The 23,994-nt window shown below is 63.7% G+C and carries 22 protein-coding genes and 2 tRNA genes; 21 read left to right on the forward strand and 3 right to left on the reverse strand.

Annotation, left to right across the window (positions count from 1 at the left end; all coding sequences use genetic code 11):
- Positions 1–24 precede the first annotated feature (24 nt).
- The 6 genes from trpB to KI794_RS07095 all read left to right on the forward strand — a co-directional run bounded on the left by trpB (position 25) and on the right by KI794_RS07095 (position 5,482).
- Complete coding sequence (gene trpB, locus KI794_RS07070) at positions 25–1,275, forward strand: tryptophan synthase subunit beta (protein ID WP_119279406.1); 1,251 nt, start codon at positions 25–27, stop codon at positions 1,273–1,275.
- Complete coding sequence (gene trpA / locus KI794_RS07075) at positions 1,272–2,060, forward strand: tryptophan synthase subunit alpha (protein ID WP_119279408.1); 789 nt, start codon at positions 1,272–1,274, stop codon at positions 2,058–2,060. The genes trpB and trpA overlap by 4 nt, the downstream gene beginning before the upstream one ends.
- A gap of 126 nt (positions 2,061–2,186) precedes the next feature.
- Complete coding sequence (gene lgt / locus KI794_RS07080; RefSeq protein ID WP_255809612.1) at positions 2,187–3,125, forward strand: prolipoprotein diacylglyceryl transferase; 939 nt, start codon at positions 2,187–2,189, stop codon at positions 3,123–3,125.
- A gap of 11 nt (positions 3,126–3,136) precedes the next feature.
- Positions 3,137–4,600: a pyruvate kinase gene (pyk, locus tag KI794_RS07085; RefSeq protein WP_255809613.1), complete on the forward strand. Its 1,464-nt coding sequence runs from the start codon at positions 3,137–3,139 to the stop codon at positions 4,598–4,600.
- A gap of 38 nt (positions 4,601–4,638) precedes the next feature.
- A tRNA-Leu gene (locus tag KI794_RS07090) sits at positions 4,639–4,722 on the forward strand.
- Between the two features lie 151 nt (positions 4,723–4,873).
- The gene (locus tag KI794_RS07095) at positions 4,874–5,482 is read left to right on the forward strand and encodes an ANTAR domain-containing response regulator (protein ID WP_042544218.1); all 609 of its coding nucleotides are present in this window, start codon (positions 4,874–4,876) and stop codon (positions 5,480–5,482) included.
- 111 nt (positions 5,483–5,593) lie between these two features.
- Here KI794_RS07095 and KI794_RS07100 read toward each other — a convergent pair whose 3' ends face one another.
- Positions 5,594–6,058 carry a hotdog fold thioesterase gene (locus KI794_RS07100; RefSeq protein WP_255809614.1) on the reverse strand — a complete coding sequence of 155 codons (465 nt, stop codon included), beginning with the start codon at positions 6,056–6,058 and terminating at the stop codon, positions 5,594–5,596.
- A gap of 72 nt (positions 6,059–6,130) precedes the next feature.
- Between KI794_RS07100 and polA the strand changes: the two genes are divergently transcribed.
- Positions 6,131–8,752: a DNA polymerase I gene (gene polA, locus KI794_RS07105; protein WP_255809744.1), complete on the forward strand. Its 2,622-nt coding sequence runs from the start codon at positions 6,131–6,133 to the stop codon at positions 8,750–8,752.
- A gap of 195 nt (positions 8,753–8,947) precedes the next feature.
- The gene (gene rpsA / locus KI794_RS07110) at positions 8,948–10,396 is read left to right on the forward strand and encodes a 30S ribosomal protein S1 (RefSeq protein WP_119279626.1); all 1,449 of its coding nucleotides are present in this window, start codon (positions 8,948–8,950) and stop codon (positions 10,394–10,396) included.
- A 149-nt stretch (positions 10,397–10,545) separates the two neighbouring features.
- Here the strand turns inward: rpsA and KI794_RS07115 are convergent, their stop codons facing one another.
- Entirely contained in the window at positions 10,546–11,154 is a 609-nt protein-coding gene (locus KI794_RS07115; RefSeq protein ID WP_255809615.1) for a DUF4126 domain-containing protein, read from the reverse strand.
- A 45-nt stretch (positions 11,155–11,199) separates the two neighbouring features.
- Between KI794_RS07115 and coaE the strand changes: the two genes are divergently transcribed.
- The gene (coaE, locus tag KI794_RS07120) at positions 11,200–11,826 is read left to right on the forward strand and encodes a dephospho-CoA kinase (RefSeq protein WP_119279423.1); all 627 of its coding nucleotides are present in this window, start codon (positions 11,200–11,202) and stop codon (positions 11,824–11,826) included.
- On the opposite strand, the gene KI794_RS07125 is transcribed toward coaE, so the two are convergent.
- Positions 11,823–12,431, reverse strand: coding sequence for a vitamin K epoxide reductase family protein (locus tag KI794_RS07125; RefSeq protein ID WP_119279425.1), 609 nt, complete (start codon positions 12,429–12,431; stop codon positions 11,823–11,825). The two genes, coaE and KI794_RS07125, sit on opposite strands and share 4 nt — an antisense overlap.
- A 265-nt stretch (positions 12,432–12,696) precedes the next feature.
- On the opposite strand from KI794_RS07125, the gene KI794_RS07130 reads away from it, so the two are divergent.
- From KI794_RS07130 to KI794_RS07185, 12 genes are all read left to right on the forward strand, one after another.
- Positions 12,697–15,303 carry an Rne/Rng family ribonuclease gene (locus KI794_RS07130; RefSeq protein ID WP_255809616.1) on the forward strand — a complete coding sequence of 869 codons (2,607 nt, stop codon included), beginning with the start codon at positions 12,697–12,699 and terminating at the stop codon, positions 15,301–15,303.
- A gap of 137 nt (positions 15,304–15,440) precedes the next feature.
- Positions 15,441–15,749 carry a 50S ribosomal protein L21 gene (rplU, locus tag KI794_RS07135; RefSeq protein WP_119279627.1) on the forward strand — a complete coding sequence of 103 codons (309 nt, stop codon included), beginning with the start codon at positions 15,441–15,443 and terminating at the stop codon, positions 15,747–15,749.
- A gap of 28 nt (positions 15,750–15,777) precedes the next feature.
- A complete protein-coding gene (gene rpmA, locus KI794_RS07140) occupies positions 15,778–16,032 on the forward strand; it encodes a 50S ribosomal protein L27 (RefSeq protein ID WP_119279429.1) in 255 nt (84 codons plus the stop codon).
- Positions 16,033–16,200: 168 nt separating this feature from the next.
- Positions 16,201–17,709, forward strand: a complete 1,509-nt coding sequence (obgE, locus tag KI794_RS07145; RefSeq protein WP_119279431.1) for a GTPase ObgE — start codon at positions 16,201–16,203, stop codon at positions 17,707–17,709.
- Positions 17,706–18,494: a glutamate 5-kinase gene (gene proB / locus KI794_RS07150; RefSeq protein WP_119279433.1), complete on the forward strand. Its 789-nt coding sequence runs from the start codon at positions 17,706–17,708 to the stop codon at positions 18,492–18,494. Before obgE ends, proB begins: the two co-directional genes overlap by 4 nt.
- A gap of 23 nt (positions 18,495–18,517) precedes the next feature.
- Positions 18,518–19,768 carry a glutamate-5-semialdehyde dehydrogenase gene (locus tag KI794_RS07155; RefSeq protein ID WP_255809617.1) on the forward strand — a complete coding sequence of 417 codons (1,251 nt, stop codon included), beginning with the start codon at positions 18,518–18,520 and terminating at the stop codon, positions 19,766–19,768.
- Positions 19,769–19,825: 57 nt separating this feature from the next.
- Positions 19,826–20,035 (forward strand): hypothetical protein, encoded by a 210-nt coding sequence (locus tag KI794_RS07160; protein ID WP_119279437.1) that lies wholly within the window; start codon positions 19,826–19,828, stop codon positions 20,033–20,035.
- Between the two features lie 2 nt (positions 20,036–20,037).
- Positions 20,038–20,637, forward strand: a complete 600-nt coding sequence (gene nadD, locus KI794_RS07165; RefSeq protein ID WP_255809618.1) for a nicotinate-nucleotide adenylyltransferase — start codon at positions 20,038–20,040, stop codon at positions 20,635–20,637.
- The gene (locus KI794_RS07170) at positions 20,634–22,136 is read left to right on the forward strand and encodes a hypothetical protein (protein WP_255809619.1); all 1,503 of its coding nucleotides are present in this window, start codon (positions 20,634–20,636) and stop codon (positions 22,134–22,136) included. Before nadD ends, KI794_RS07170 begins: the two co-directional genes overlap by 4 nt.
- 37 nt (positions 22,137–22,173) lie before the next feature.
- The gene (rsfS, locus tag KI794_RS07175; RefSeq protein ID WP_119279443.1) at positions 22,174–22,533 is read left to right on the forward strand and encodes a ribosome silencing factor; all 360 of its coding nucleotides are present in this window, start codon (positions 22,174–22,176) and stop codon (positions 22,531–22,533) included.
- A 100-nt stretch (positions 22,534–22,633) separates the two neighbouring features.
- A tRNA-Ala gene (locus tag KI794_RS07180) sits at positions 22,634–22,706 on the forward strand.
- A 236-nt stretch (positions 22,707–22,942) separates the two neighbouring features.
- Entirely contained in the window at positions 22,943–23,938 is a 996-nt protein-coding gene (locus KI794_RS07185; RefSeq protein WP_255809620.1) for a spermidine synthase, read from the forward strand.
- Positions 23,939–23,994: the final 56 nt, after the last annotated feature.

Here is a 23,994-nt window from a genome sequence, read left to right on the forward strand (position 1 = left end):
TCGTTCCACCTTCGAAAGGCGACAATGTCAGACCAGACCTCAGTGACGAGTCTCAGGGATCAGGAGGGGCCATTCTTTGGCTCCTTTGGCGGCAGGTTCATGCCCGAATCGTTGATCGCCGCGATCGATGAGCTCTCTGACGCGTATGCGGAGGCGAAGGCCGACCCTGCGTTTCAGGCGGAGCTTGTCGAGCTGTTGCGAGACTACGCCGGCCGGCCGTCACCGATCACCGAGGTCCCGAGGTTTGCAGAGCACGCAGGCGGTGCGCGCATCTTTTTGAAGCGCGAGGATCTGAACCACACTGGCTCGCACAAGATCAACAACGTGCTTGGTCAGGCGCTCCTGACCAAGCGTCTCGGGAAGACTCGTGTTATCGCCGAGACAGGGGCGGGTCAGCACGGCGTCGCTACCGCAACCGCAGCCGCGCTGCTCGGCCTCGAGTGTGTTGTCTACATGGGCGAGGTCGACACCAAGCGACAGGCCCTGAACGTCGCGCGCATGCGGCTGCTCGGTGCCGAGGTCGTGCCAGTCACCACCGGCTCTCGGACGCTCAAGGACGCGATCAACGAGGCCTACCGTGACTGGGTCGCAACGGTTGAGCGAACCAACTACATCTTCGGAACTGCGGCCGGGCCGCACCCGTTCCCGGCGATGGTGCGCGACTTCCAGAAGGTGATTTCTGAAGAAGCGCGCGCCCAACTGCTTGAGAAGAACGGTCGGCTCCCTGACGCTGTTGTCGCGTGCGTGGGCGGCGGATCGAACGCGATCGGCATGTTCGACGCGTTCCTCGACGACGAGGGCGTCGCGCTCTACGGCGTTGAAGCGGCGGGCGACGGCGTCGACACTGATCGCCACGCGGCGTCGATCGAGCGTGGCCGCCCCGGCGTGCTGCACGGCGCGCGCACCTACGTGCTCCAGGACGAAGACGGTCAGACAATCGAGTCGCATTCGATCTCGGCTGGTCTCGACTACCCGGGCGTTGGGCCTGAGCATTCGTGGCTCTCAGATATCGGTCGCGCGACCTACATCCCCGCAACCGATGACGAGGCGATGCAGGCGCTCAGACTGCTGAGCCAGACCGAGGGAATCATTCCGGCGATCGAGTCGGCGCACGCCCTCGCAGGCGCGATCCGGATCGGCAAGGAGCTGGGCCCGGACGCGACAATCGCAGTGAGCCTGTCTGGCCGAGGCGACAAAGACATGGCTACCGCTGGTCGATACTTTGGGCTGTTTGACGGCACCGAGCTTGATGCTGCCGAGGAGGCCGCCGAATGAGCACATCACGCGTTGAAGCCGCGATCCTCACCGCCAAGCGCGAGCGCAAGGGCGCTCTCATCGGCTACCTGCCTGTCGCCTTCCCCGACCTCGACACGAGCGTCGACGCCGCGATTGCGATGGCGCGATCCGGTGCAGACGTGATTGAGTTTGGCGTGCCATATTCTGACCCGGTGATGGACGGCCTCGTGATCCAGGAGGCAACTCAGACTGCACTGAAAGCAGGCTTCAAGCTATCTCAGCTGTTCGAAGCGATCAGCCGCGTCACCGCCGAGGTCGACGCGCCGGTGCTCGTGATGACGTACTGGAACCCTGTCGTGCAATACGGCGTTGAGCGGTTCGCGCGTGACCTCAAAGCTGCAGGTGGGGCGGGCCTCATTACGCCAGACATCACACCGGACGCCGCTGCAGAGTGGATCGAGGTGAGCGAACGGTTCGGTCTCGACCGAGTTTTTCTCGCGGCACCGACGTCGACCGACGAACGCCTCAGAATGATTTCTGAGCAGAGCACGGGCTTCGTCTACACAGTGTCGACGATGGGAATCACCGGAGAGCGCTCTGAGCTTGACGCCGCAGCCCGAGTGCTGACTGGCAGGCTTCGAGAGGCAGGCCACAAGCTCGCTTGCGTCGGCATCGGAATCTCGAACGCCGAGCAGGTCGCCTCGACGCTCGAGTACGCGGATGGCGCGATCGTCGGAACGGTGTTTGTTCGGGCGCTGCGCGACGGCGGGGTCGACGGGCTCGCGGCGGTGGTTCGCGAGATCGCTCAGGGCACCACCAGCTAGGATTGATCTCGGTGCCGGGGGAGACCACGGCTAGAGACAAGATTTCAGCGGCGCATGCGCCGGGTGCGCCTTGCCCGGTGGTTCGTAGCCGCGAGTACGTAAGATTCGCCCGCGAAAGAGGAGCAAATGATTCTCCCGCTCAGTATCCCGAGCCCCAGCTTCCAGTTCTTTCAGATCGGACCGCTGACTATCCACCTGTACGCGCTGTGGATCATCCTCGGGATTGTCCTTGCGGCAATCTGGACTGGCCGCCGACTCACCGCTCGCGGTGCCGAGCGCGGTGTCGTGCTCGACTTCACTGTGTGGTCAGTGCTCATGGGCATCATCGGCGCCCGGCTCTACCACGTTGTCACTCACTGGGGGTTCTACTTTCAGGAGGGGCGCCAGTGGTGGAACCCGTTCGAGAAGGACGCAATCTGGAACATCTGGGACGGCGGAATCGCCATCTTCGGTGCGCTGCTCGGTGGCGCAATCGGCGTGCTCATCGCCTCACGGCTGACGGGCGTCCGGTTCCTTTCGTTCGCTGACGCGCTCGTGCCCGGCCTGCTGCTCGCACAGGCATTCGGCCGCCTCGGCAACTACTTCAACCACGAGCTCTTCGGCGGCCCAACAACGGCACCGTGGGGGCTCGAGATCGATTCCTCGAACCCGGCATTCCCGATCGGACTGCCCGAGGGGACTCTGTTCCACCCGACCTTCCTGTACGAGATCCTCTGGAACCTCGTCGGGATCGTCCTGCTGCTCGCGATCGAGCGCAAGACCCGCCTCCGCTGGGGTAAGTTCTTCGCGCTGTACCTCATCTGGTACGGGATCGGCCGAGCGATCATCGAGTCGATGCGCGTCGATCCGAGCCTGCTGTTCCTCGGCCTGCGCACCAACGTGCTGGCTGCTCTGCTCGCGATCGTGCTCGGCGTCATCATCTACCTCGTTCAGCGCCGCAGGCACGTTGGCATCGAGACCAGCGTCTACCTGCCCGGCCGGTCGAACCCGGCTGATTCGATCCTCAAAGACACTGCGGATCCCGAAGAATTTCACCACGTGATCAACCGCGGCAACGCGGAATAGAAGGAGTAGCCATGCGCCACGCCAAGATTGTCGCAACCTGGGGCCCCGCGGTCTCGAGTTACGATCACACACTGGATCTCATCAGTGCTGGCGTCAACGTCGCTCGACTGAACATGTCGCACGGCACCTACAACGTCCACGAGGGCATCTACCGCAACATTCGTCGCGCCGAGGTTGAGGTGAAGCGCCCGATCGCCGTGCTCGCCGATCTGCAGGGGCCGAAGATTCGCCTCGCAACGTTTGCCGACGGGCCGCACGACCTTGAGGTTGGCGACGAGTTCGCGATCACGATCCTTGACGTTCCTGGCGACCGTACAATCTGCGGGACGACCCACAAGGGACTCCCCGGCGACGTGAGCGTCGGAGACCCGCTGCTCGTCGATGACGGCAAGGTCGCCCTGCGTGCGGTCAAGGTCACCGAGGACACTGTGCACACGGTCGTCGAGGTGCCAGGTCGCGTCTCGAATAACAAGGGCATCAATCTCCCCGGCGTTGCTGTGAATGTGCCTGCCCTGTCGGACAAGGATGAGGAAGACCTCCGGTGGGCCCTCAAGCTCGGGGTCGACTACATCGCTCTTTCGTTCGTGCGTGACGCCGCAGACATCGTGCGCGTCCACGAGATCATGGATGAGGAAGGCATTCGCCTTCCCGTGATCGCGAAGATCGAGAAGCCCCAGGCGGTCGAGAACCTCGAAGAGATCGTCGACGCGTTTGACGGCATCATGGTCGCACGCGGCGATCTCGGCGTCGAGATGCCGCTCGAGCGCGTGCCGCTCGTGCAGGCCGAGGCGATTGGCATTGCGCGCCGCAACGCGAAGCCGGTCATCGTGGCGACCCAGGTACTCGAGTCCATGATTGAGAACCCGCGCCCCACACGTGCCGAGGCCTCTGACTGCGCCAACGCGGTGCTCGACGGCGCTGACGCTGTGATGCTCTCGGGCGAGACGAGCGTGGGTGCATACCCAGTCGAGGCCGTACAGACTATGGCCCGCATCATCGAGGCGACTGAGGATCACGCGCTCGATCGCATCGAGCCACTTAAGACCGCGCCGCGCAGCCAGGGCGGTGTGCTCACGCGCGCTGCCGCGGAGGTTGCGGAGTTCATTGGGGCGCGCTACATCTGCGTGTTCACCGAGTCTGGCGACACCGTCCGTAGGATGTCGCGTCTGCGCACACCGATCCCGATCATCGGGTTCACGCCCTCGGTCGCGACACGTCGGCGGATGGAGCTCACCTGGGGCGCACGCTCAATCGAGATGGAGCGTGTCGGAAGCACTGACGAGATGTTCGCGCAGGTCGACGCCACGCTTGAGCCGCGCGAGAACATCGAGCTCGGTGAGCGAGTTGTCATCGTTGCTGGCTCGCCTCCCGGGGTCGTCGGCACAACGAACACGCTTCGTATCCACCGAGTAGGGGAGATGAGCGGCAACCTCGAAGCCGCCGGCCCGCGCAAGCACACACTCGCTGAGGGGTAACGAACACGGGTCTCCAGTACAGTAAGCTGGAGTCTCTTGCCGGATTGGTGGAATGGTAGACACGGCGCACTCAAAATGCGCTGCCGAGAGGCGTGCGGGTTCGAGTCCCGCATCCGGTACCAACGGTCACTCGCGCGAGTGACAACAGATAAGGCCCGCGACACGCGGGCCTTATCTGTTGTGAAGCTGTGTGTTCGACGCGATTTGTTCATCGTTTTCCCCCACGCGCAGAAATCTCGGCGTTATCCAAACGAGATAACGTAAGCTGGAGGTGTGAATGACCAGAGTGTTGCACCGACCGCGCCCAGGCGCGTAGTCGTAGCAGAAGACGAATCCCTCATCCGCCTCGACATCGTCGAGACGCTGCGCGACAACGGGTTCGACGTTGTCGGTGAGGCAGGCGACGGTGAGACCGCTGTTGCCCTCGTGAAAGAGCTCCGCCCCGACCTCGTCGTGATGGATGTGAAGATGCCGAAGCTTGATGGCATCTCGGCGGCCGAGCAGATCAACGAGGAGCACATTGCCCCCGTCGTCCTGCTGACTGCGTTCAGCCAGCGCGAGCTCGTCGAGCGCGCGACCGAAGCAGGCGCGCTCGCCTACGTCGTGAAGCCGTTCACCCCCGCAGACCTCATCCCTGCAATTGAGATCGCGCTCTCGCGTTTCCAGCAGATCGTCGCCCTTGAGAGCGAGGTCGCTGACCTCGCCGAGCGCTTCGAAACCCGAAAGCTCGTCGATCGTGCGAAGGGTATCCTCAACGACAAGATGGGCCTGTCTGAGCCTGAGGCGTTCCGTTGGATTCAGAAGGCGTCGATGGACCGCCGCCTGACGATGCAGGACGTCGCGAAGACGATCATCGATCAGCTCGGGCCGAAAAAGGACTAGCGTTCGCCCCTGAGCCACGCCCGACGGGCAGCACAACGAGAAAGACCCCGCCAGCGGCGGGGTCTTTCTCGTTGCTGCTCGTTCTCGGTGTTGTCGCGCGCTGAGGGCGCGCTACGCCGAAGGGACGGTTTTGTAGAAGTTCGTGATCCTGAGCGTCGAGCATCGGCGACCAGTGTCGTCGGCGCAGACGATCTCGTGCACAGTCATTGATCGGCCAGCGTGTATCGGTGTGCATACGGCAGTGATTGAGCCCTCCGTGGCGGAGCCCGTGTGAGTGGCGTTGATATCGACACCAACGGGAACCTTCCCTTCTGGGGCGAGGAAGCCCGCGTGCATCGAACCGAGTGTCTCGCCGAGCACTGCGTACGCGCCGCCGTTAACGAGGCCGAACGGCTGAGTGTTTCCCTCGACGGGCATCGTCGCGACAATGCGCTCGGCGGTGAACTCCGTCACGACGATACCCATCCGTGTAGCGAGAGCTCCGAGACCGCGGGCATTGACGAGATCTACGTCTGCGCTGTCGCTTCCAGGCTCGACTCCGAAACGGTTCCTGGTTGCTGCATCGTGCTCTGGCATTGCCACTCTTTCAATGTCGGTTCAGCCTTGTAGGCTGGGTACGTGTCGAATAACACTCAGCAGCCTACCCTCATGGTCATCGACGGTCACTCCCTCGCTTTCCGTGCCTTTTACGCGCTCCCGGTCGATAGTTTTCAGACCCAGACTGGCCAGCACACGAACGCGATCCACGGGTTCATCTCGATGTTGATCAACCTGCTCGCGAACGAGAACCCAGATTCTCTCGCGATCGCGTTCGACATCTCGCGGCACTCGTTCCGCACTGAGGAATACCCCGAATACAAGGGAACTCGCGGCGAGACCCCCGTCGAGTTCAAGGGCCAGATCCCGCTTTTGCAGGAAGCCCTGCACGCGATGGGGATCCGCACGATCGAGAAGGAGGGCTACGAAGCCGACGACATCCTCGCGACACTGTCGCTCGAGGGCGCAAACGCGGGTTACCGCGTGCTCGTGGTCTCCGGCGACCGCGACACGATCCAGCTCGTTGACGACAATGTGACGCTGCTGTACCCGTCGAAGCAGGGCGTGAGCGAGCTCACGCGCTACGACGCCGACAAGGTGATGGAACGCTACGGCGTGCGCCCCGAACAGTACCCAGAGATCGCGGCGCTCGTCGGTGAGACGAGCGACAACCTCCCAGGCGTGCCTCGTGTCGGCGAGAAGACAGCCGTCAAATGGATCAACCAGTTTGGCTCGCTCGAGGAGATCATCAGGCGGCAGGACGAGATTGGCGGCAAGGTCGGGGAGAGCCTGCGCGAGAACGCGCACCTCGCCGAGCGCAACCGGCGCCTGAACCGCCTCGTGCGTGACGTAGAGCTCGACCTCACGCTTGACGACCTCAAGCGTGGCGACGTCGACATGGAGGCCGTGCAGCAGAAGTTTGCGGAGCTCGAGTTCCGCACGCTGCTGCAGCGAGTCGCGAAGCTCGTCGGTGCCGAGGTACCCACGGGCTCGGGCAAGCCCGCTGCGATCGGTGCGACCCTGCCCGAGGCACGCCTGCTCATTGACGAGGAGCTCGGCGACTGGCTCTCGAAAGCGAAGAGCCCCGCCGTGTACCTGGCGGAGACCGGTGGCGGCATCGACGTTGGCCTCGCCACTCCCGAGTCGACAGTGAAGCTTGTCTGGCAGCCTGGCGGCCGCGACTACGCCCAGTTCGAAGAGTGGCTCGCGTCTGACGCACCGAAGATCTTCTTTGACGCGAAGCAGCAGCTTCGCGTTGCAGCTGCGGTTGGTGTGACAGTCAACGGGATTGCTGGCGATGCGCTGCTCGCTGCGTGGGTGTTGCGCCCGATTGCGCCCGAGAAGACGATCGCTGAGGCCGTGTTCCGCTACCTCGGCGAGGAGGTGCCTGTCGGAGACCCGAACCAGCTTGTGCCCGAAGAGGGGAGCGTCGCGACCCCTGAGCAGCTCGCCTGGTACATCGTGCGTGTGCACGCCGCTATCGTCGGCAGGTTCGAAGGCCGAACCGCCGAAGTCTACGAGCAGATCGAGCTTCCGCTGCTGCCGATCCTCGCGCAGCTTGAGGCTCGCGGCGTTGCGATCGATCTGCCGCTCCTTGAAGCGCACAACGCCGAGCTCACCGAGCGCGTTGCGGCGCTTGAACAGCGCGCGTTTGATTCGATCGGCCACGAGGTAAACCTCTCGTCGCCGAAGCAGCTGCAGCAGGTGCTCTTCGAAGAGCTCGACATGCCGAAGACCCGCAAGACGAAGAGCGGGTACACGACTGATGCGGCGGCGCTCGCCGATCTGCAGCAGAAGCACCCGCACCCCTTCCTTGACTCGCTGCTCGCGCATCGCGACGCGAACAAGCTTCGGCAGATCATTGAGACACTCATCAAGGCTGTCGGGACTGAAGACCAGCGGATCCACACCACACTCGTGCAGGTGGGCGCGAGCACGGGCCGGCTCGCATCGACTGACCCAAACTTGCAAAACATTCCAGTGCGCTCCGAGGAAGGGCGCCGCATTCGCGAGGGCTTCATCCACGCCCCCGAATACGCGACACTGCTTACCGCTGACTACTCGCAGATCGAAATGCGGATCATGGCGCACCTCTCGGGTGACGAGGGGCTCATCGAGGCGTTCAACGCGGGCGAGGACCTGCACCGCTTCGTGGGCTCGCGCATCTTCGGCGTGACGCCCGCCGAAGTGACGAACGAGATGCGCTCCAAGGTCAAGGCCATGTCGTACGGCCTCGCCTACGGGCTCTCCGCATTCGGGCTGTCGAAGCAGCTGAACATCTCCGCCGGCGAGGCGAAGCAGCTCATGGAGGACTACTTCGAGCGGTTCGGGGGAGTGCGCGACTACCTTCGCTCGGTCGTTGAGCAGGCGAAGCGTGACACCTTCACCGAGACGATCTTCGGCAGGCGGCGGCCGTTCCCCGACCTCGCGAGCCCGAACCGGATCCTGCGCGAGAATGCAGAGCGAGCCGCGCTCAACGCGCCGATCCAGGGCTCTGCGGCCGACATCATCAAGATCGCGATGATCCGCGTTGAGGGCCACATGCGCGAGGCTGGCCTGAAGTCGCGCATGCTGCTGCAAATTCACGATGAGCTCATGTTCGAGGTTGCCGATGGCGAGCAGGAACAGCTCGAGGCGATCGTACTCGCCGATATGGCGGGAGCTGCCGAACTCAAGGTGCCGCTCGAAGTGCAGTTTGGGCACGGCCCGAACTGGAATGCTGCGGCGCACTAGCGAACTACGAGCGGGCGACGCGCCGGGAATCGTCACTTGCCGAGCGCGTCGAGAGCGCGTTAGACTGAACTGTCACATCTGTGGCGACTAAACCATGTCCACGTGTGGGACGTCTCGCGGAACCGAAGCAATTCGGTTCCGGCCAATTTGGCACGCGCCCGCCTGAATATCCTGTCCATTCTGGAGACCAATTACATGACGAACGCAACGACCACGAGCAAGCAGGTCGCAGTAAACGACATCGGCTCAGCCGAAGACTTCCTTGCAGCGGTCGAACTGACCATTAAGTCCTTCAACGACGGGGACCTCATTGAGGGCACCGTCGTGAAGATTGACCGCGACGAGGTTCTCCTCGACGTCGGGTTCAAGACCGAGGGCGTCATCCCCTCGCGCGAGCTGTCCATCAAGCACGACGTCAACCCTGATGAGGTTGTTCAGGTCGGCGATTCCGTTGAGGCACTCGTGCTCCAGAAGGAGGACAAGGAAGGTCGCCTGATCCTGTCCAAGAAGCGTGCTCAGTACGAGCGTGCTTGGGGCGACGTGGAGAAGGTCAAGGAGACCGAGGGCGTCGTCACCGGCACCGTCATCGAGGTTGTCAAGGGCGGCCTCATCGTTGACATCGGACTCCGCGGCTTCCTCCCCGCATCGCTCATCGAGCTCCGCCGCGTGCGCGATCTCACCCCGTACCTTGGCCAGGAGATCGAGGCGAAGATTCTCGAGCTCGACAAGAACCGCAACAACGTTGTGCTTTCGCGTCGTGCGCTCCTCGAAGAGACGCAGTCCGCTACCCGCTCCTCGTTCCTCGCCGACCTCAAGCCCGGCCAGGTTCGCAAGGGCGTCATCTCGTCGATCGTTAACTTCGGTGCGTTCGTTGACCTCGGTGGCGTTGACGGCCTCGTGCACGTCTCGGAGCTCTCGTGGAAGCACATCGAGCACGCTTCGGACGTCGTCGAGGTTGGCCAGGAAGTCACTGTCGAGGTGCTCTCGGTCGAGCTCGATCGCGAGCGCGTCTCGCTGTCGCTGAAGGCTACGCAGGAAGATCCGTGGCAGGTATTCGCACGCACCCACGCAATCGGTCAGATTGCTCCGGGTGCTGTTACCAAGCTCGTTCCGTTCGGCGCGTTCGTTCGCGTTGCAGACGGCATCGAGGGCCTCGTGCACATCTCCGAACTCTCGGGTCAGCACGTTGAGCTTGCTGAGCAGGTCGTTTCGGCAGGCCAGGAAGTCTTCGTCAAGATCATCGACATCGATCTCGAGCGTCGCCGCATCTCGCTCAGCCTCAAGCAGGCGAACGAGGGCCTCGACCCTGAGGGCACCGAGTTCGATCCGGCTCTGTACGGTATGACTACCGAGTACGACGAGAACGGCGAGTACAAGTACCCCGAGGGCTTCGATCCTGAGACTCAGGAGTGGAAGGAAGGCTTCGAGAGCCAGCGCGAGAAGTGGGAGCAGGAGTACGCTGCTGCTCAGGAGCGTTGGGAAGCACACAAGAAGCAGGTCGCCGCTATGCTCGCAGAGCAGGCAGCTGCACCCGCTATTGATGCGCCTTCGGCCTCGAACTTCTCGAGCGACTCGGCTTCGACCGGCGCACTCGCTGACGATGAGGCACTCGCTGCACTCAAAGCTCAGCTCGAGGGCAACTAAGCCCGAGCTAGTTTTCACTAGCTGCTAGCCAAAAGCCCGGCCCCGCATGTGCGGTGGCCGGGCTTTTGCGTTTCTTGCATGGCACTGGTGACCGGAGGGGACACAGTCTCTCGGGGCGCGGATCCTCAAGGGCTTCAGGATCCCCGCCTCTAGGCGACGGCCGGAGTCCCGCTGTTCCCTTGCCTGCGGTCCCGCAGCTTCCTGAACCAGCGGACTCCGAAGACAATGAGTAGCACGATGAGGGCGAGTGCGACGAGGGGGAGAAGTATCGCGAGCACGGTAACGACTACGGCCGCGACGTCCTCGATTGTGCTCATGATCGACGCGCCGACTCCCGCTGACATGAGGTTGACCACGGGCCTTGCCACAAGCTTCAGTATGTGGGGCACGAGTGCGATGAGCACACCAATGACGAACGGCCAGAAGGCTGAGGAGTTCACGAACGCCGCGGGGTCGGTGACTGCGACAGTTGAGCTCGCTGATCCTGCGCTGAACACGAGGCCCCCTGAAGCCGGGCGCACTATGGTCTGGAGGATGTCGTTCGCCGTGTCAAGGGCCGGAACTTTGTCGACGATCATCTCAACGATGAGCAGGCCGCCGAGTACACCGAGGGCCCACCCGTTCTCCAGCCAGTCCCAGCCTGCGGGCAGTGTCAGGAGGTCAGTGAAGCGCGAGAGCAACCCGAGCCCGAGCAACGGGATGTAGGCGTTGAGTCCCGCGGCTGACGCGAGTGCGAGACCGGTGATGGCTTCAAGCATGGTGACCTCCTGACTCCTAGCCTACGGGCGCGCTAATGTTGGCGTATGCAACTCATTGCCCTTACTGGTGGAATCGCGGCAGGAAAGAGCACTGTTGGCGGGCGGCTCGCGGAACTCGGCGCGATCAGGATCGATGCTGATCAGCTCGCCCGTGACGCGGTCGCTCCTGGATCGCCCGGCCTCGCCAAGGTTGTCTCGCGGTTTGGTGTGAGCCTGCTCGAGGAGGACGGCTCCTTGAACCGAGCTGCACTCGGTGAGCGTGTCTTCGCGAGCCCTGAGGAACTGCAGGCGCTCAACGCGATTGTGCATCCTGAGGTGCGCAGGCTCGCAGACGAGGCCATTCAGGCGGCGGCCCGTTCCCGCCCTGACGCGGTGATCGTGTACGAGATCCCGCTCCTTGTGGAGAGCGGGGTCATGCCCAGCGAGGGCGGGCTTGACTGGGACATGATTGTTGTCGCGGAAGCGCCAGTCGAGACGCGTGTTGCACGACTGGTTGAGCTGCGCGGAATGACTGAAGCTGAGGCGCGAAACCGCATCGCGAATCAGGCGAGCGACGCGGCCCGCCGTGAGATCGCGGACGTGGTGATTGACACCTCGGGTACGAAAGGCGAGACGATTGAGCAGGTCGACGCGCTCTGGCGTCGGATCGCTCCAGCGTCCTCGGCGACTTAGCGCGAGAACTCGGCGAACCAGTTGAGCTGGAACTGCGCGACAGCCGCGATGACGAGGTACGAAATAAGTACGAGTACCCACGCCCACGAATTGATCGCGGCAAACGCCTTCTGCGTGCTCGGTTTCGCGGCGTAGTAGCCCTGTGCCTCTGGCCGGAACGCAGTGAAGAAGAACAGCGGGATGGTGGCTGACCATACGACCATGCACCACGGGCAGAGCGTGTTGATGTAGAAGATGCTCTGGTAGGCGAGCCAAAACACGAAGATCACGCCGAGCGCGAGGCCTGCGCGGTAGAGCCACCAGAACCAGGCAGCGAAGCGGGCGCCGGCGAGCATGCCGACACCGACAGCGATCGGGGCGACGAACGCCATGAGGCCGATGATCGTGTTGCTGAAACCGAGTATGGATCCCTGCCACGAGTCCATGTTCGGCCCGCAGGTCACAAGAACTGAGAGCTCACAGTTGGGGACGTAGTCTTCCACCTGCAACGTCTTGATGTATTCGGTGGCGAGTTCCCACGAGGCAAACAGGCCGATCGCGCCGAGAACGATGGTGACGATTGCAAACCCACGACTCTTCGGGGTTTGGACTTCGATAGCACTCATGTGTTGATAGTAACGCGCGAATCCTGTGACAACGCGCCGCGAGCAGCGTTCCAGCAATGTTCAGTGTGTCCGTGACATAATGATTACCGTTGGATAACGCCACGACGGCACCGTCCACGTACAGTCTTTGGCTGCCCCAGGGTGGCCGCCGGCATCAGCCGAACACTCACGTCGAGTGGGTGAATTCAAGGATTTGCGGTGAATCCCGCACTCAATATTGGTTTCCGCGGAGCTTCACGGCCGTGGTTGAAGGAGCACACCAGAGATGGTGAATACACAAGAGAACACCGAGGATGCGGCTGGCGCCGTCGTTGAGGCAGCAGCATCTGTAGAGAACGAGCCGACACAGACGCACGAACCCGACGGCGAGGCGAGCGAGGAGTCAAGCTCTGCTGAAGCGAATGAGGCGCCGGAAGAGAGCAGCGAATCGCCAGAGAAGACATTCTCTGACGGGCTGCCGCTCGTGCTGCCGCTCGCTGACATGTCGCCCGAGGAACGCTTCCGCGCAACGACGCGCCTGATCTTCCTCGCGCCTGATGTGCCGCCGGTGCAGCCGATGCCGCGCCGCAACGAGCTGCGCAAGCTCGACGATATCCTCGACTCCCGGTTCCCGGGCAACGAGACTCGCGACCGCAACCAGCGCGATCGCGGCGAGCGGGACCGAGACCAGGATCGCGGTGAGCGCGATTCTGACCGCGGTGGAAGGGACTCGGGCAACACCCGCGGCGGTTCGCGTCGCCGCCAGGGTGGGGCAGAGCATGACGAGGAAGACGGACGTCGTCAGCAGCGCCAGGCGCCGGTGGTGGCCGAACCTCAGAAGCTTCGCGGGTCGACCCGACTTGAGGCGAAGAAGCAACGGCGTCGCGATGGCCGCGACGCCGGACGCAAGCGCATGGTGATCACCGAGTCGGAGTTCCTCGCCCGCCGCGAGTCCGTCGACAGGGAGATGATTGTCCGCACCACTCCGGATCGAATCCAGATCGGTGTGCTCGAGGACAAGGTGCTCGTCGAGCACTACGTTGCGCGTTCGAGCGAGTCTTCGCTCATCGGCAACGTTTACCTTGGCCGCGTTCAGAATGTGCTTCCCAGCATGGAGGCGGCCTTCGTTGACATCGGTCGCGGCCGGAACGCGGTGCTCTACTCGGGCGAGGTCGATTGGTCTGAATTTGAGGGCGGAAACACTGCCCGGAAGATCGAGAACGCGCTCAAGCCGGGCGACCAGGTGCTCGTACAGGTCACGAAGGATCCGGTTGGCCATAAGGGCGCCCGACTGACGAGCCAGATCTCGCTCCCCGGCCGTTTCCTTGTGTACGTGCCTGGCGGCGCGATGAATGGTATTTCACGGAAGCTTCCAGACACTGAGCGTGCACGCCTGAAGAAGATTCTCAAGGAAGTGCTGCCGACTGGCGCTGGCGTAATTGTTCGCACGGCTGCGGAGGGGGCGACCGAAGATCAGCTGACTCACGACGTGCAGCGCCTCACCCGTCAGTGGGAGTCGATCCAGGCTCGGGTGAAGAAGGGCGGCGGCCCTGCCATGCTGCATTCCGAGCCCGACATGCTGATTAAGATCGTGCGAGACGTCTTCAACGAGGACTTCCTGCGGATGCGCATTGAGGGCGCCGAGACCCATGAAGTCATTGAGAACTACCTCTCAGCGGTCGCCCCTGACCTGATGCAGCGCGTGGAGCGTTACGAGGGTGAGCGCGACATTTTCGACGAGTTCCGTGTCACCGAACAGATCGCGAAGGCGCTGGATCGCAAGGTGTGGCTGCCGTCGGGTGGTTCGCTTGTGATTGACAGGACCGAGGCCATGACAGTTGTCGACGTCAACACCGGAAAGTTTGTTGGCGCTGGCGGCAACCTCGAAGAGACTGTCACGAAGAATAACCTCGAGTCGGCTGAGGAGATCGTGCGACAGCTCCGACTCCGCGACATTGGCGGCATCATCGTCATCGACTTCATTGACATGGTGCTCGAGTCGAACCGAGACCTCGTGTTGCGGCGCCTCATCGAGTGCCTCGGCAGGGACCGCACGAAGCACCAGGTTGCCGAGGTGACCTCTTTGGGACTCGTGCAGATGACACGCAAGAAGCTCGGTCTCGGGCTCCTTGAGTCGTTCAGTGAGCCCTGTGATGTGTGCGCGGGCCGCGGCGTGATCGTGCATCACGAACCTGTGCACCGCCACCGCAGCGAGTCGACAGGGCGCCAGAAGCGTGGCGGATCACACTCGGGGTCGGGCAATGGCTCGTCGAACGGGAAGGCTCAGACTGAGCCGAAGGCGCAGACGCACGCGATCAGTGACGGCGCGAAGAACATGCTCGCGCAGGTGGCGGCGTCGACGATCCCGACGGCGAAGGCTACCGAGGAATCGGCGCCGACGGCCGTGCTTGAGAGCGTGCTTGATGCGCTCCCTGATGCGCCTCCAGCCGGTGCGTCGAAGTCGCGCAGCCGCCGCGTAAGCTCGCGCGCCGGAGCTCCAGCCAGTGCACCAAAGGCGCAGGATCAGAAACCAGCTGACCACGCGACTCGCAGTGCGGGCGAGTCTGGCGGGTCAGTTGCAGCTTCTGGCAGCCCGGGTGTGGAGCCAGCGGGGGAGCGCCGCGACGGCGATAGCACTGATCCGATGGCGCAGCTCGCTGCGGCGTTGGACGGAGATACGCAGCGGAGCGGCCGCACGCGAGGGTCGCGTTCGCGCTCGTCGCGCGCGCAGTCCCAGAGTGGGGCTCAGGGCGCGGCGAACGCCGCGAGCGAAGCTTCCGGCGCATCAGCGGGCAATGACGCGCTCGATCCGGAGCGCATGCTCCTCGACGCGCTTGACGCCCGCACACAGGGTCGCGGCGAGGCTCAGGCTGACACGCCGACCCACATTTGACCGAACGCGGTAATTCGCGTTATTATTGACCGTTGTGCGTACTCGCTTTTGAGGCGGGAAGTGCACGTATGACTTCGATCGTGACGGGTTCGCGATTCGACACGATTTAAGACGATCCTCGAGAGATGGGTGACCAAGTGGTTTACGCAGTAGTGCGCACAAGCGGACGGCAGGAGAAGGTCGAGGTTGGCTCGATCATCACTGTAAACCGTGTAGCGGGAGACGCTAAGGGAAAGATTGAACTCCCGGCAGTGCTCCTCGTTGACGGCGACAAGGTGACGAGCGACGCTTCGGCTCTCGCAAAGGTGAAGGTTACCGCTGAGGTCCTCGACGACCTTCGCGGACCGAAGATTGTCATCCAGCGTTACAAGAACAAGACCGGTTACAAGAGCCGCCAGGGGCACCGTCAGGATCTGACGCGCCTCAAGGTCACCGGCATCAAGTAACACTTTTAGACTCTAAGGAGACAGACCAATGGCATCCAAGAAGGGCGTCGGCTCCAGCAAGAACGGCCGCGACTCGAACGCACAGCGCCTCGGCGTGAAGCGCTTCGGCGGTCAGCAGGTGAACGCCGGCGAGATCATCGTGCGTCAGCGCGGAACCCACTTCCACCCCGGCGTCAACGTTGGCCGTGGCGGAGACGACACGCTTTTCGCTCTCGCAGCGGGCGCAGTTGAGTTCGGTGCGAAGGGTGGCCGCAAGGTCGTCAACATCGTTGCCGCTGCGTAAGTAGTTCGGTACCGACAATAGGCGAGCTTCGGCTCGCCTTTTGTCGTATCTGGCCGGATTGTGCGGGCTCGAGCTCGCGCACGACGTGATTCGGCGTCGCCTTGACGATTTTCGTCGGGCAGAATGTAGTTACTCGAGCGCGTCTTCGGGTCGGAAGGGAAAACTCTCATGGTGACGTTCGTTGACCAGGTCCAACTACACCTGCAGGCGGGCCGCGGTGGGAACGGCTGTGTCTCTGTTCGGCGCGAGAAGTTCAAGCCGCTCGCCGGCCCAGACGGTGGCGCAGGTGGGAACGGCGGCACGATCGTGCTGCTCGCCGACCCGCAGGTGACGACCCTGCTTGAGTACCATCGCCGGCCGCATCGTACGGCTGAGAACGGCGCGTACGGTGCGGGCGACTACCGGGCAGGCGCGCACGGCGCCGAGCTTGTGCTGCCGGTTCCGGTGGGCACTGTCGTCAAGGACGCTGAGGGTGAGGTGCTCGCGGACCTCACAGAGGCCGGCACGCGCTTTGTCGTTGCCGAGGGCGGCCTCGGCGGCCTCGGCAACCATGCGCTTGCAAGCCAGAAGCGCAAGGCCCCCGGCTTTGCTCTCCTCGGTACCGAGGGCTGGGCGGGTGACGTCACGCTCGAACTCAAGACGATCGCCGATGTCGCGCTCGTTGGCTTGCCCTCGGCTGGGAAGTCAAGCCTCATCGCTGCGATGAGCGCCGCCCGCCCGAAGATCGCCGACTATCCGTTCACCACGCTCCACCCAAACCTCGGCGTCGTCGAGGCGGGGGAGACCCGCTTCACAGTTGCTGACGTTCCTGGCCTTATCGAGGGCGCGAGCGAGGGTAAGGGTCTCGGCCTCGACTTCCTCCGCCACGTCGAGCGCTGCAGCGCGCTGCTGCACGTGCTCGACTGCGCCACCCTCGAACCGGGGCGCGACCCGATCTCTGATCTTGAGATCATCAAGAAGGAACTCGCGGCATACGAGGTTCCTGATGGGCAGGTCCCGCTTCTCGACCGTCCGCAGCTCGTTGCGCTCAACAAGATCGACGTGCCTGAGGCGCGTGAGCTCGCGCAGTTCGTTCGCCCAGACCTCGAGGCGATGGGGTACCGGGTGTTCGAGATCTCTACTGCATCACGCGAAGGGCTCCGCGAGCTTGGCTTCGCCCTTGCGGAGATCGTGGAGGATGCGCGCGCGAAGGCTGAGGCTGAAACTGAGCGCCTCGAGCGAATCGTGCTCACGCCGAAGGCCGTCGACCGTCAGGCTGGTTTCCGAGTTGTGACCGAGGGCGGATCGTATGGGACGCTCTTTCGCGTGCTCGGCCAGAAACCAGAACGCTGGGTGCAGCAGACTGACTTCCAGAACGATGAGGCCGTCGGCTACCTCGCAGACCGCCTGCAGAAGCTCGGCATCGAAGACGCACTTGTGAAGGCGGGCGCAGTCGCCGGCTCAACAGTGGTGATCGGCCCCGGCCAGGGCGTCGTCTTTGACTGGGAGCCGTCGCTGACGAGTGCCGCCGAGGTACAGGTCGGCGTCCGCGGCAGCGACGACAGGCTCGACGGGCCGCAGCGCCGCACCAACAAGGAGCGTCGTTCCGACTACCACGACCTCATGGACGCGAAGGCAGCCGCGCGCGAACAGCTTGAGGAGGAACGGAAGTCAGGGATGTGGGAGTCTGACGAGTGAGCGGCGCAGGTTCGCGCGGCGCGACGCTCCTTGCGGCGCGCCGCGTCGTCGTGAAGGTCGGCTCGTCGTCGGTCAGCGGCGACAACGCCGGACAGATCCCCACCCTCGTCGACTCGCTCGCGCGGTTGCGGGCTGCCGGGGCCGAGGTGATCCTCGTCTCCAGTGGTGCGATCGCGACCGGTGTCCCGTTTCTGAACATTGATGCGCGACCTGACGATCTCGCGACGCAGCAGGCCGCCGCTGCTGTCGGGCAGAACATTCTTGTGAACCGGTACCAGCGTGCGCTCAGCAGTCACGACCTCGTCGCCGGGCAGGTGCTTCTCACCGCGCACGACATGGAGAACCCGACGCACAGGGGAAACGCCAGGCGCGCCCTCGAACGGCTGCTCGCGCTCGGCACCGTGCCGATCATCAACGAGAACGATACCGTCGCTACCCACGAGATCCGGTTCGGCGACAACGACCGCCTCGCGGCGCTCGTCGCGCGGCTCGTCGAGGCTGATCAACTCGTGCTGCTCTCTGACATCGATGCGCTCTACACGGCTCCACCAGAGATGGTGGGCGCTGAGCGCATCGCACACGTCGCGTACGGCGACCCACTCGATGGCGTGAAGATCGGCGAAAGCCAGTCGGGCTGGGGGACCGGTGGCGCGACCACGAAGGTGCAGGCTGCGAGGCTCGCTGCTGACGCAGGAACGTCTGTGCTGCTCACTGAGGCTCGGCTGCTTGCCGCAGTTCTCGATGGTGAGGATCACGGCACCCTCTTTGGGGCGGCAGCGCGGTAGCTCCGGCGGGCTAGAATGGCGGCATGTCTCGCACTGATGCCTTCGTCGACCTGTTGACCCTGGCGAAGGGTGCCTCGCGCACCCTTGCTACTGCTACCACGGCGCAGAAGAACGCCGCGCTCGAAGCGATCGCGGTCGCGCTCGAGGGTGCGGTCCCAGAGATCATCGCCGCGAACGAACTCGACCTTGCGAGGGGAACCGCGAACAACATCGGTGACGGTCTGCTTGACAGGCTGAAGCTCGACGAGGCGCGCATTCTCGGGCTTGCTGCCGCGGTGAGGGAGATCATCGCGCTTCCCGACCCTGTCGGCGAGGTGGTTCGGGGCAGCACGCTCGCGAACGGGATGACTATCGCGCAGAAGCGAGTTCCTTTCGGCGTCGTCGGTGCGATCTATGAGGCGCGCCCGAACGTCACTGTTGATATCGTCGCCCTCGCGCTCAAGAGCGGGAACGGGGCAGTGCTTCGCGGCGGCTCTGCCGCAGAGGATTCCAACCGCGTGCTTGTGAGCCTGATCCAGGACGCGGTTCAGCGCAGCGGGATCGATGGCGACGCTTTCCAGACGATCGATCCGTTCGGACGCGAGGGCGCAGGGAGGCTCATGCGTGCGCGGGGCTTCGTTGATGTACTCATCCCGCGCGGCAGTGCTGGCCTGATCGCGACGGTCGTGAACGAATCGACAGTGCCCGTCATTGAGACGGGGGCTGGCATCGTTCACGTGTTCGTCGATGCAAGCGCGGACGCTGCGATGGCGGAGTCAATCGTCGTGAACGCGAAGACGCATCGTCCGAGCGTCTGCAACTCCGCAGAGACGCTGCTTGTGCACGCGGCGCATGCGGACACGCTGCTGCCACGCCTCGTCGATGCGCTCGCGGAACGCGGCGTCGTGTTGTATGGCGACGAGCGCGCCCAGGCGGCGGGCGTGCGCGAGCCCGCCACTCCCGAGACGTGGGCGACCGAGCACCTCGACCTTGTGATGGGAGTGCGTGTCGTGGATTCAATCGACGAAGCGATCGCCCACATCGACGAGTTCTCGACGAAGCACACGGAGTCGATTGTGACGAACGACTTTCAGAGCGCCGAGCGCTTCCTCTCCGAGGTTGATTCGGCAGTCGTGATGGTGAATGCCTCGACTCGGTTCACCGACGGTGGCGAGTTCGGCTTCGGGGCGGAGGTTGGAATCTCAACCCAGAAGATGCACGCGCGCGGACCCATGGGACTGCCCGAACTGACAAGCACGAAGTGGGTTGTGCGTGGCGCTGGGCAGATTCGATAGCCAAACCCTGTAGGGTTGTAGTAAGTATTTCTGCCATACGAAAGGTCAGGGCTCTTCATGTCATTTGCAGCCACGATTGCAGCAGCCGAGGGCGCAAGCCACGTCGTCACGGAGCTTCCGATGCCTGCGCCCGTATACGGCGTCATTGTCTTCTCCGTCTTCGTTGTTGCCGCACTGGTGACGTTCTCCTTCCGTGACGTTGCGAACCGTCACGCAGAGAAGGCAGCGGCATACGCCCGCGAGCACGGTGAGGCGCAGCAGCACTAATCGTGGCTAGTCGGCGACGCGTGGGGGTGATGGGCGGCACCTTCGACCCAGTTCATCACGGCCACCTCGTCGCCGCCAGCGAGGTTGCGAAGAGCTTCGACCTCGACGAGGTCGTCTTCGTGCCCACCGGTCAGCCCTGGCAGAAGAGCAACGTCTCGGAGAGCGAACACCGCTACCTGATGACAGTGATCGCTACGGCATCGAACCCGCAGTTCACTGTGAGCCGAGTGGATGTCGACCGGGACGGGCCAACCTATACAGTTGACACGCTCCGCGATTTGAAGCGGCTCATGCCTGACGCGGAGCTCTTCTTCATTTCTGGAGCAGACGCGGTTCAGCAGATCGTCAGCTGGAAAGACGTTGAAAAGCTCTGGGAGCTCGCGCACTTTATCGCGGTGTCGCGCCCCGGACACGAGCTCTCCCTCTCGGGCCTTTCACACGATAACGTAAGCTTGCTTGAGATCCCGGCGCTCTCGATCTCGTCTACGGACTGTAGGGAGCGGGTGTCGAGAGGTTACCCTGTGTGGTACCTAGTGCCCGATGGGGTGGTGCAGTACATCGCCAAGCACGGCTTGTATTCCGAGGAAGCGACAGACGAATGAGTGAGCAAGACCACGAACGGCCCTTGACGCGGCGCGAGATGCGCCTGCGCGAGCAGGCTGAGCGCGAGGGCGCCGAATCGATCGAAGAGGTCCCGGCCAGCGACGCCAGCGAAGCCAGTGCTGCGGCGGAAGAGGCGGCGTCGGGAACAGCTGCAGTCGACCTTGCGAGCATCGAGATCGACCCGCTGAATCCCGATGGGACCCCGCGGACCAGGCGCGAGATCCGTGAGCTCCGCGAAGCGGCCGCGGCCGCGCTCGTGGCAGAGCAGGAAGCCGCCGACGCTGCGAAGGTAGCTGCCGGGGCTGCGGAGCAGCCTGCCGCAGAGGCAGAAGCTCCCGCTCCCGCCGAGGACCCCGTTGTCGAGGACCACTTTGATTCGTTCGGTGCACCGACTGAGGCGCTGAGCTTCGAAGACCTGCCTGCAAGCGGCGCCTCCTCGGAACAGCCATCGGGTGAGTCGGTCGACGCTCCAACCGAGGCTTTCTCGCTCGAGGACCTCCTTGACGCTGCAGAGCCCACCTCGCCGACTGGTGACGCTGATGCGGTCGCGAACCTTTTTGCAACCGGCTCGAACGATATCGTCACGCCAGTGGAAGCAGAAGCTGTTGTCGGCGCTGACACTGAGGCCGCTGTTGACACCGAGGCAGCAGTCGACACCGAGGCAGCTGTCGACGTTGATGCAGAGGAGGTCGTTGTTGAGGCTGAGGCCGTCAGTGACGACGTCATCGCGGATGCGGTTGTTGTCGACGAGGTAGTTATCGACGATGTCGTTGTTGACGTGACAGCAGGAGAAGCGGGTGAGCCTGTCGACGTCGTTGATCCTGACCTCGTTGCCGCAGACCTCAACGCAAGCGCCGTCGACCCGAGCGACCTGGCCGCTGATGCAGCCGAGGCCGCTGCCGAGGCCGACGATTCGCGCGATACCGGTACCGACACCGCGGGCTACTCGTTCCCAGACATCCAACCGCCCGAGGAGTGGCGCTCGGTGTTCGACGACCCCGCGCGTGCGGCAAACATTAGCGCTCCCGGTGATTCGGGCGACTTCGACGATCTCATCTCCCGCGCAGTCGCGCAGGAGGGGAGTACGGGAGGAACTGGTGCATCCGCGCTGATCCTGCCCTCCCACCCAGGCGAGACCGGCGGCCTCACTGGCCCGCTCGGCGCGACAGGCGAGCTCTTCGTGACGGGTTCGATCGAGCTGCCGAAGTCGATGGGCGAGACCGGGGGGCACTCCGGTATTCACGACTCAATCGACTTCGATCCGTTCCTGACGGGCGAGACGCCCGACGCGATCACTTCAACGTCGGAGTCGGGACCCATGCCGGTCTCTGCCCGCAGTGCGGTGAGCGCGCGTCGTCGCCCAGAGGTGCCTGTCGTAGCGGAGCCAACCAAGGACCGCAGCAAGGTGCCGCTCATCCTCGCGCTGTCAGGCGGCGGGCTGATCGTCATCGTTATTGGTGTTGTGGTTTTTGCCGCAACCCAGGGATTCTTTAACTAACACCTTGAGGGGTACACACGTGGCAGACGCTCGAAACATGCTCGCCGACCTGCAGATCGCCGTTCGCGCGGCCGACGCGAAGGGCGCAACGGCTCCCGTCGCGCTCGAAGTGGGGGAGCTGTTCGGCTTTGCCGATGCGTTTCTGATCGTGTCTGGCAGCGTCGAGCGAAACGTCCAGGCCATCTCAGACGAGATCGAGCGCGACCTCAATGAGGCCGGCGTTCGCACCATTCGTCGTGAGGGGCGCGAGGGCGGCCGTTGGGTGCTGCTCGACTTCGGCGACATCATGGTGCACGTCTTCCACCACGAGGAGCGCGACTTCTACCAGCTCGAGCGACTCTGGCATGACTGCCCAGTGATCGACGTCTCCGAGATGCTTGAGGTCGCCCCGCAGTAAGGTTTCAGGCCAGGTTCCGGGCGCGTCGATTTGCTTCGCGCGATCCGGGCTGGTGTAGAATAGAGGAGTTGTCGGGCGAGCATTCGCCCGACTTCCATGAGGGTCTGTGGCGCAGTTGGTAGCGCACCTGCATGGCATGCAGGGGGTCAGGGGTTCGAATCCCCTCAGATCCACTCTTAGGGTTCACGAGTCGCCACTGTTCGCTGATGCGGGTGGCGATTTTGAGTTTTCGGCATCTCCACTCTGTGAACTGCGTGATTCGCGGCTATGTCCGACAGGTCCACTTCTCAGGGCTGTCCGTGGAGCTCCTCGAATGGCGCGCGGGCCATTCGAGGGCGCCAGGCTACGAAGGACCCCGAGCCACGGCTACGCGCACGAAGTGGCAACGCACGAGACCTAGACTTGGACGGTGCTGAAGAAACGCCGAACACTCTCCTCGACGCTCTCGGGGCAATCGGTCACACTCACGAGTTCGAGGCTGCGGCCTGGTCGATTCGAGCTCAGCGTTGACGGGGTTGCGCAGTCTGTCGTCTCGCTGTCTGACCCCACCAAGCTCGCGTATCCATACACCCGCCATATCGCGCGCGCGATCGATGCCGCTGCTCCGAGCGGTGCACCGCTCTTCACGGTGCATCTTGGGGCTGGCGCCCTGACGTTGGCGCGGTACGTTCAAGCCACCCGTGCAGGCTCACCACAGCTCGTTGTCGAGTTCGAGCCGGAACTCTACGCAACAATGCTTGACGCGCTTCCGCTGCCTGAGGGGAGCGACGTGCGTGCGGTCTTCGGAGATGCGCGTGAGGTCGCCGAGGCGGCCAGCGCCTCCGGGGCAGGGTGGGCGCCGGGGCCGGCGCCAGGGCAGGGGCCAGGGCAGGTATCCGAGCCGGAATCTCAGCAGGTGTCCGAGCCGGAGCCAGCCCCGCAGTCCAGGCACGCTAGTCAGGTCGACGCCGGGCGCACCGCAACGCCAACAGACTGGGCCGAAGCTGAGTTCACGATTGTCGACCTCTGGGATGCGGCCGTGATCCACCGTCGCGTCGCGAGCCGCGAGTTCTTCGCCCTCGTCGCCGCGCGCTCCGCGGCTGGCGGAGCCGTCGTGGTCAACCTGCTCGACGGTCATCCGTTCGAGTACGCGCGCCGGCAGGCCGCAACGCTGGGCGACGTGTTCGCGCACGTTGCTGTCGTGCTCGACGCCGACCCGCTCGACGCAGATGGCCCCCTGGGTAACGTGCTGATCTTCGCGAGCGACGCGCCGCTCGCAGTCGCAGCTGATCCAGACCTGCTTGGACCGCCGCGGCCGCACCTGCTGTGCGCCGGCCAGCTCGCGGCGTGGGTGGGAGATGCTCGCGTCATGACCGACGGCGATGGTGCAGAATCACCGGATCCGAACGATCCTCGCTGGGAGTAGCATCTGTGCGCGCCGTGAAAGTACCTGACATTGCTCGTGGCGTGCGTGTTGTGCCT

Origin of the sequence: Leucobacter aridicollis, from assembly GCF_024399335.1 — a bacterium.
GTDB classification, from domain to species: domain Bacteria; phylum Actinomycetota; class Actinomycetes; order Actinomycetales; family Microbacteriaceae; genus Leucobacter; species Leucobacter aridicollis_A.

Excerpts from the sequence above, each read along its gene's own strand:
- coaE (WP_119279423.1), top strand. The coding sequence starts at position 11,200 with ATGCAACTCATTGCCCTTACTGGTGGAATCGCGGCAGGAAAGAGCACT.
- KI794_RS07130 (WP_255809616.1), top strand. The coding sequence starts at position 12,697 with ATGGTGAATACACAAGAGAACACCGAGGATGCGGCTGGCGCCGTCGTT.
- KI794_RS07155 (WP_255809617.1), top strand. The coding sequence starts at position 18,518 with ATGTCTCGCACTGATGCCTTCGTCGACCTGTTGACCCTGGCGAAGGGT.
- trpA (WP_119279408.1), top strand. The coding sequence starts at position 1,272 with ATGAGCACATCACGCGTTGAAGCCGCGATCCTCACCGCCAAGCGCGAG.
- KI794_RS07125 (WP_119279425.1), bottom strand. The coding sequence starts at position 12,431 with ATGAGTGCTATCGAAGTCCAAACCCCGAAGAGTCGTGGGTTTGCAATC.
- obgE (WP_119279431.1), top strand. The coding sequence starts at position 16,201 with ATGGTGACGTTCGTTGACCAGGTCCAACTACACCTGCAGGCGGGCCGC.
- polA (WP_255809744.1), top strand. The coding sequence starts at position 6,131 with ATGGTCATCGACGGTCACTCCCTCGCTTTCCGTGCCTTTTACGCGCTC.
- rpsA (WP_119279626.1), top strand. The coding sequence starts at position 8,948 with ATGACGAACGCAACGACCACGAGCAAGCAGGTCGCAGTAAACGACATC.
- KI794_RS07115 (WP_255809615.1), bottom strand. The coding sequence starts at position 11,154 with ATGCTTGAAGCCATCACCGGTCTCGCACTCGCGTCAGCCGCGGGACTC.
- trpB (WP_119279406.1), top strand. The coding sequence starts at position 25 with ATGTCAGACCAGACCTCAGTGACGAGTCTCAGGGATCAGGAGGGGCCA.
- pyk (WP_255809613.1), top strand. The coding sequence starts at position 3,137 with ATGCGCCACGCCAAGATTGTCGCAACCTGGGGCCCCGCGGTCTCGAGT.
- KI794_RS07100 (WP_255809614.1), bottom strand. The coding sequence starts at position 6,058 with ATGCCAGAGCACGATGCAGCAACCAGGAACCGTTTCGGAGTCGAGCCT.
- lgt (WP_255809612.1), top strand. The coding sequence starts at position 2,187 with ATGATTCTCCCGCTCAGTATCCCGAGCCCCAGCTTCCAGTTCTTTCAG.
- rpmA (WP_119279429.1), top strand. The coding sequence starts at position 15,778 with ATGGCATCCAAGAAGGGCGTCGGCTCCAGCAAGAACGGCCGCGACTCG.
- rsfS (WP_119279443.1), top strand. The coding sequence starts at position 22,174 with ATGCTCGCCGACCTGCAGATCGCCGTTCGCGCGGCCGACGCGAAGGGC.
- KI794_RS07160 (WP_119279437.1), top strand. The coding sequence starts at position 19,826 with ATGTCATTTGCAGCCACGATTGCAGCAGCCGAGGGCGCAAGCCACGTC.
- KI794_RS07170 (WP_255809619.1), top strand. The coding sequence starts at position 20,634 with ATGAGTGAGCAAGACCACGAACGGCCCTTGACGCGGCGCGAGATGCGC.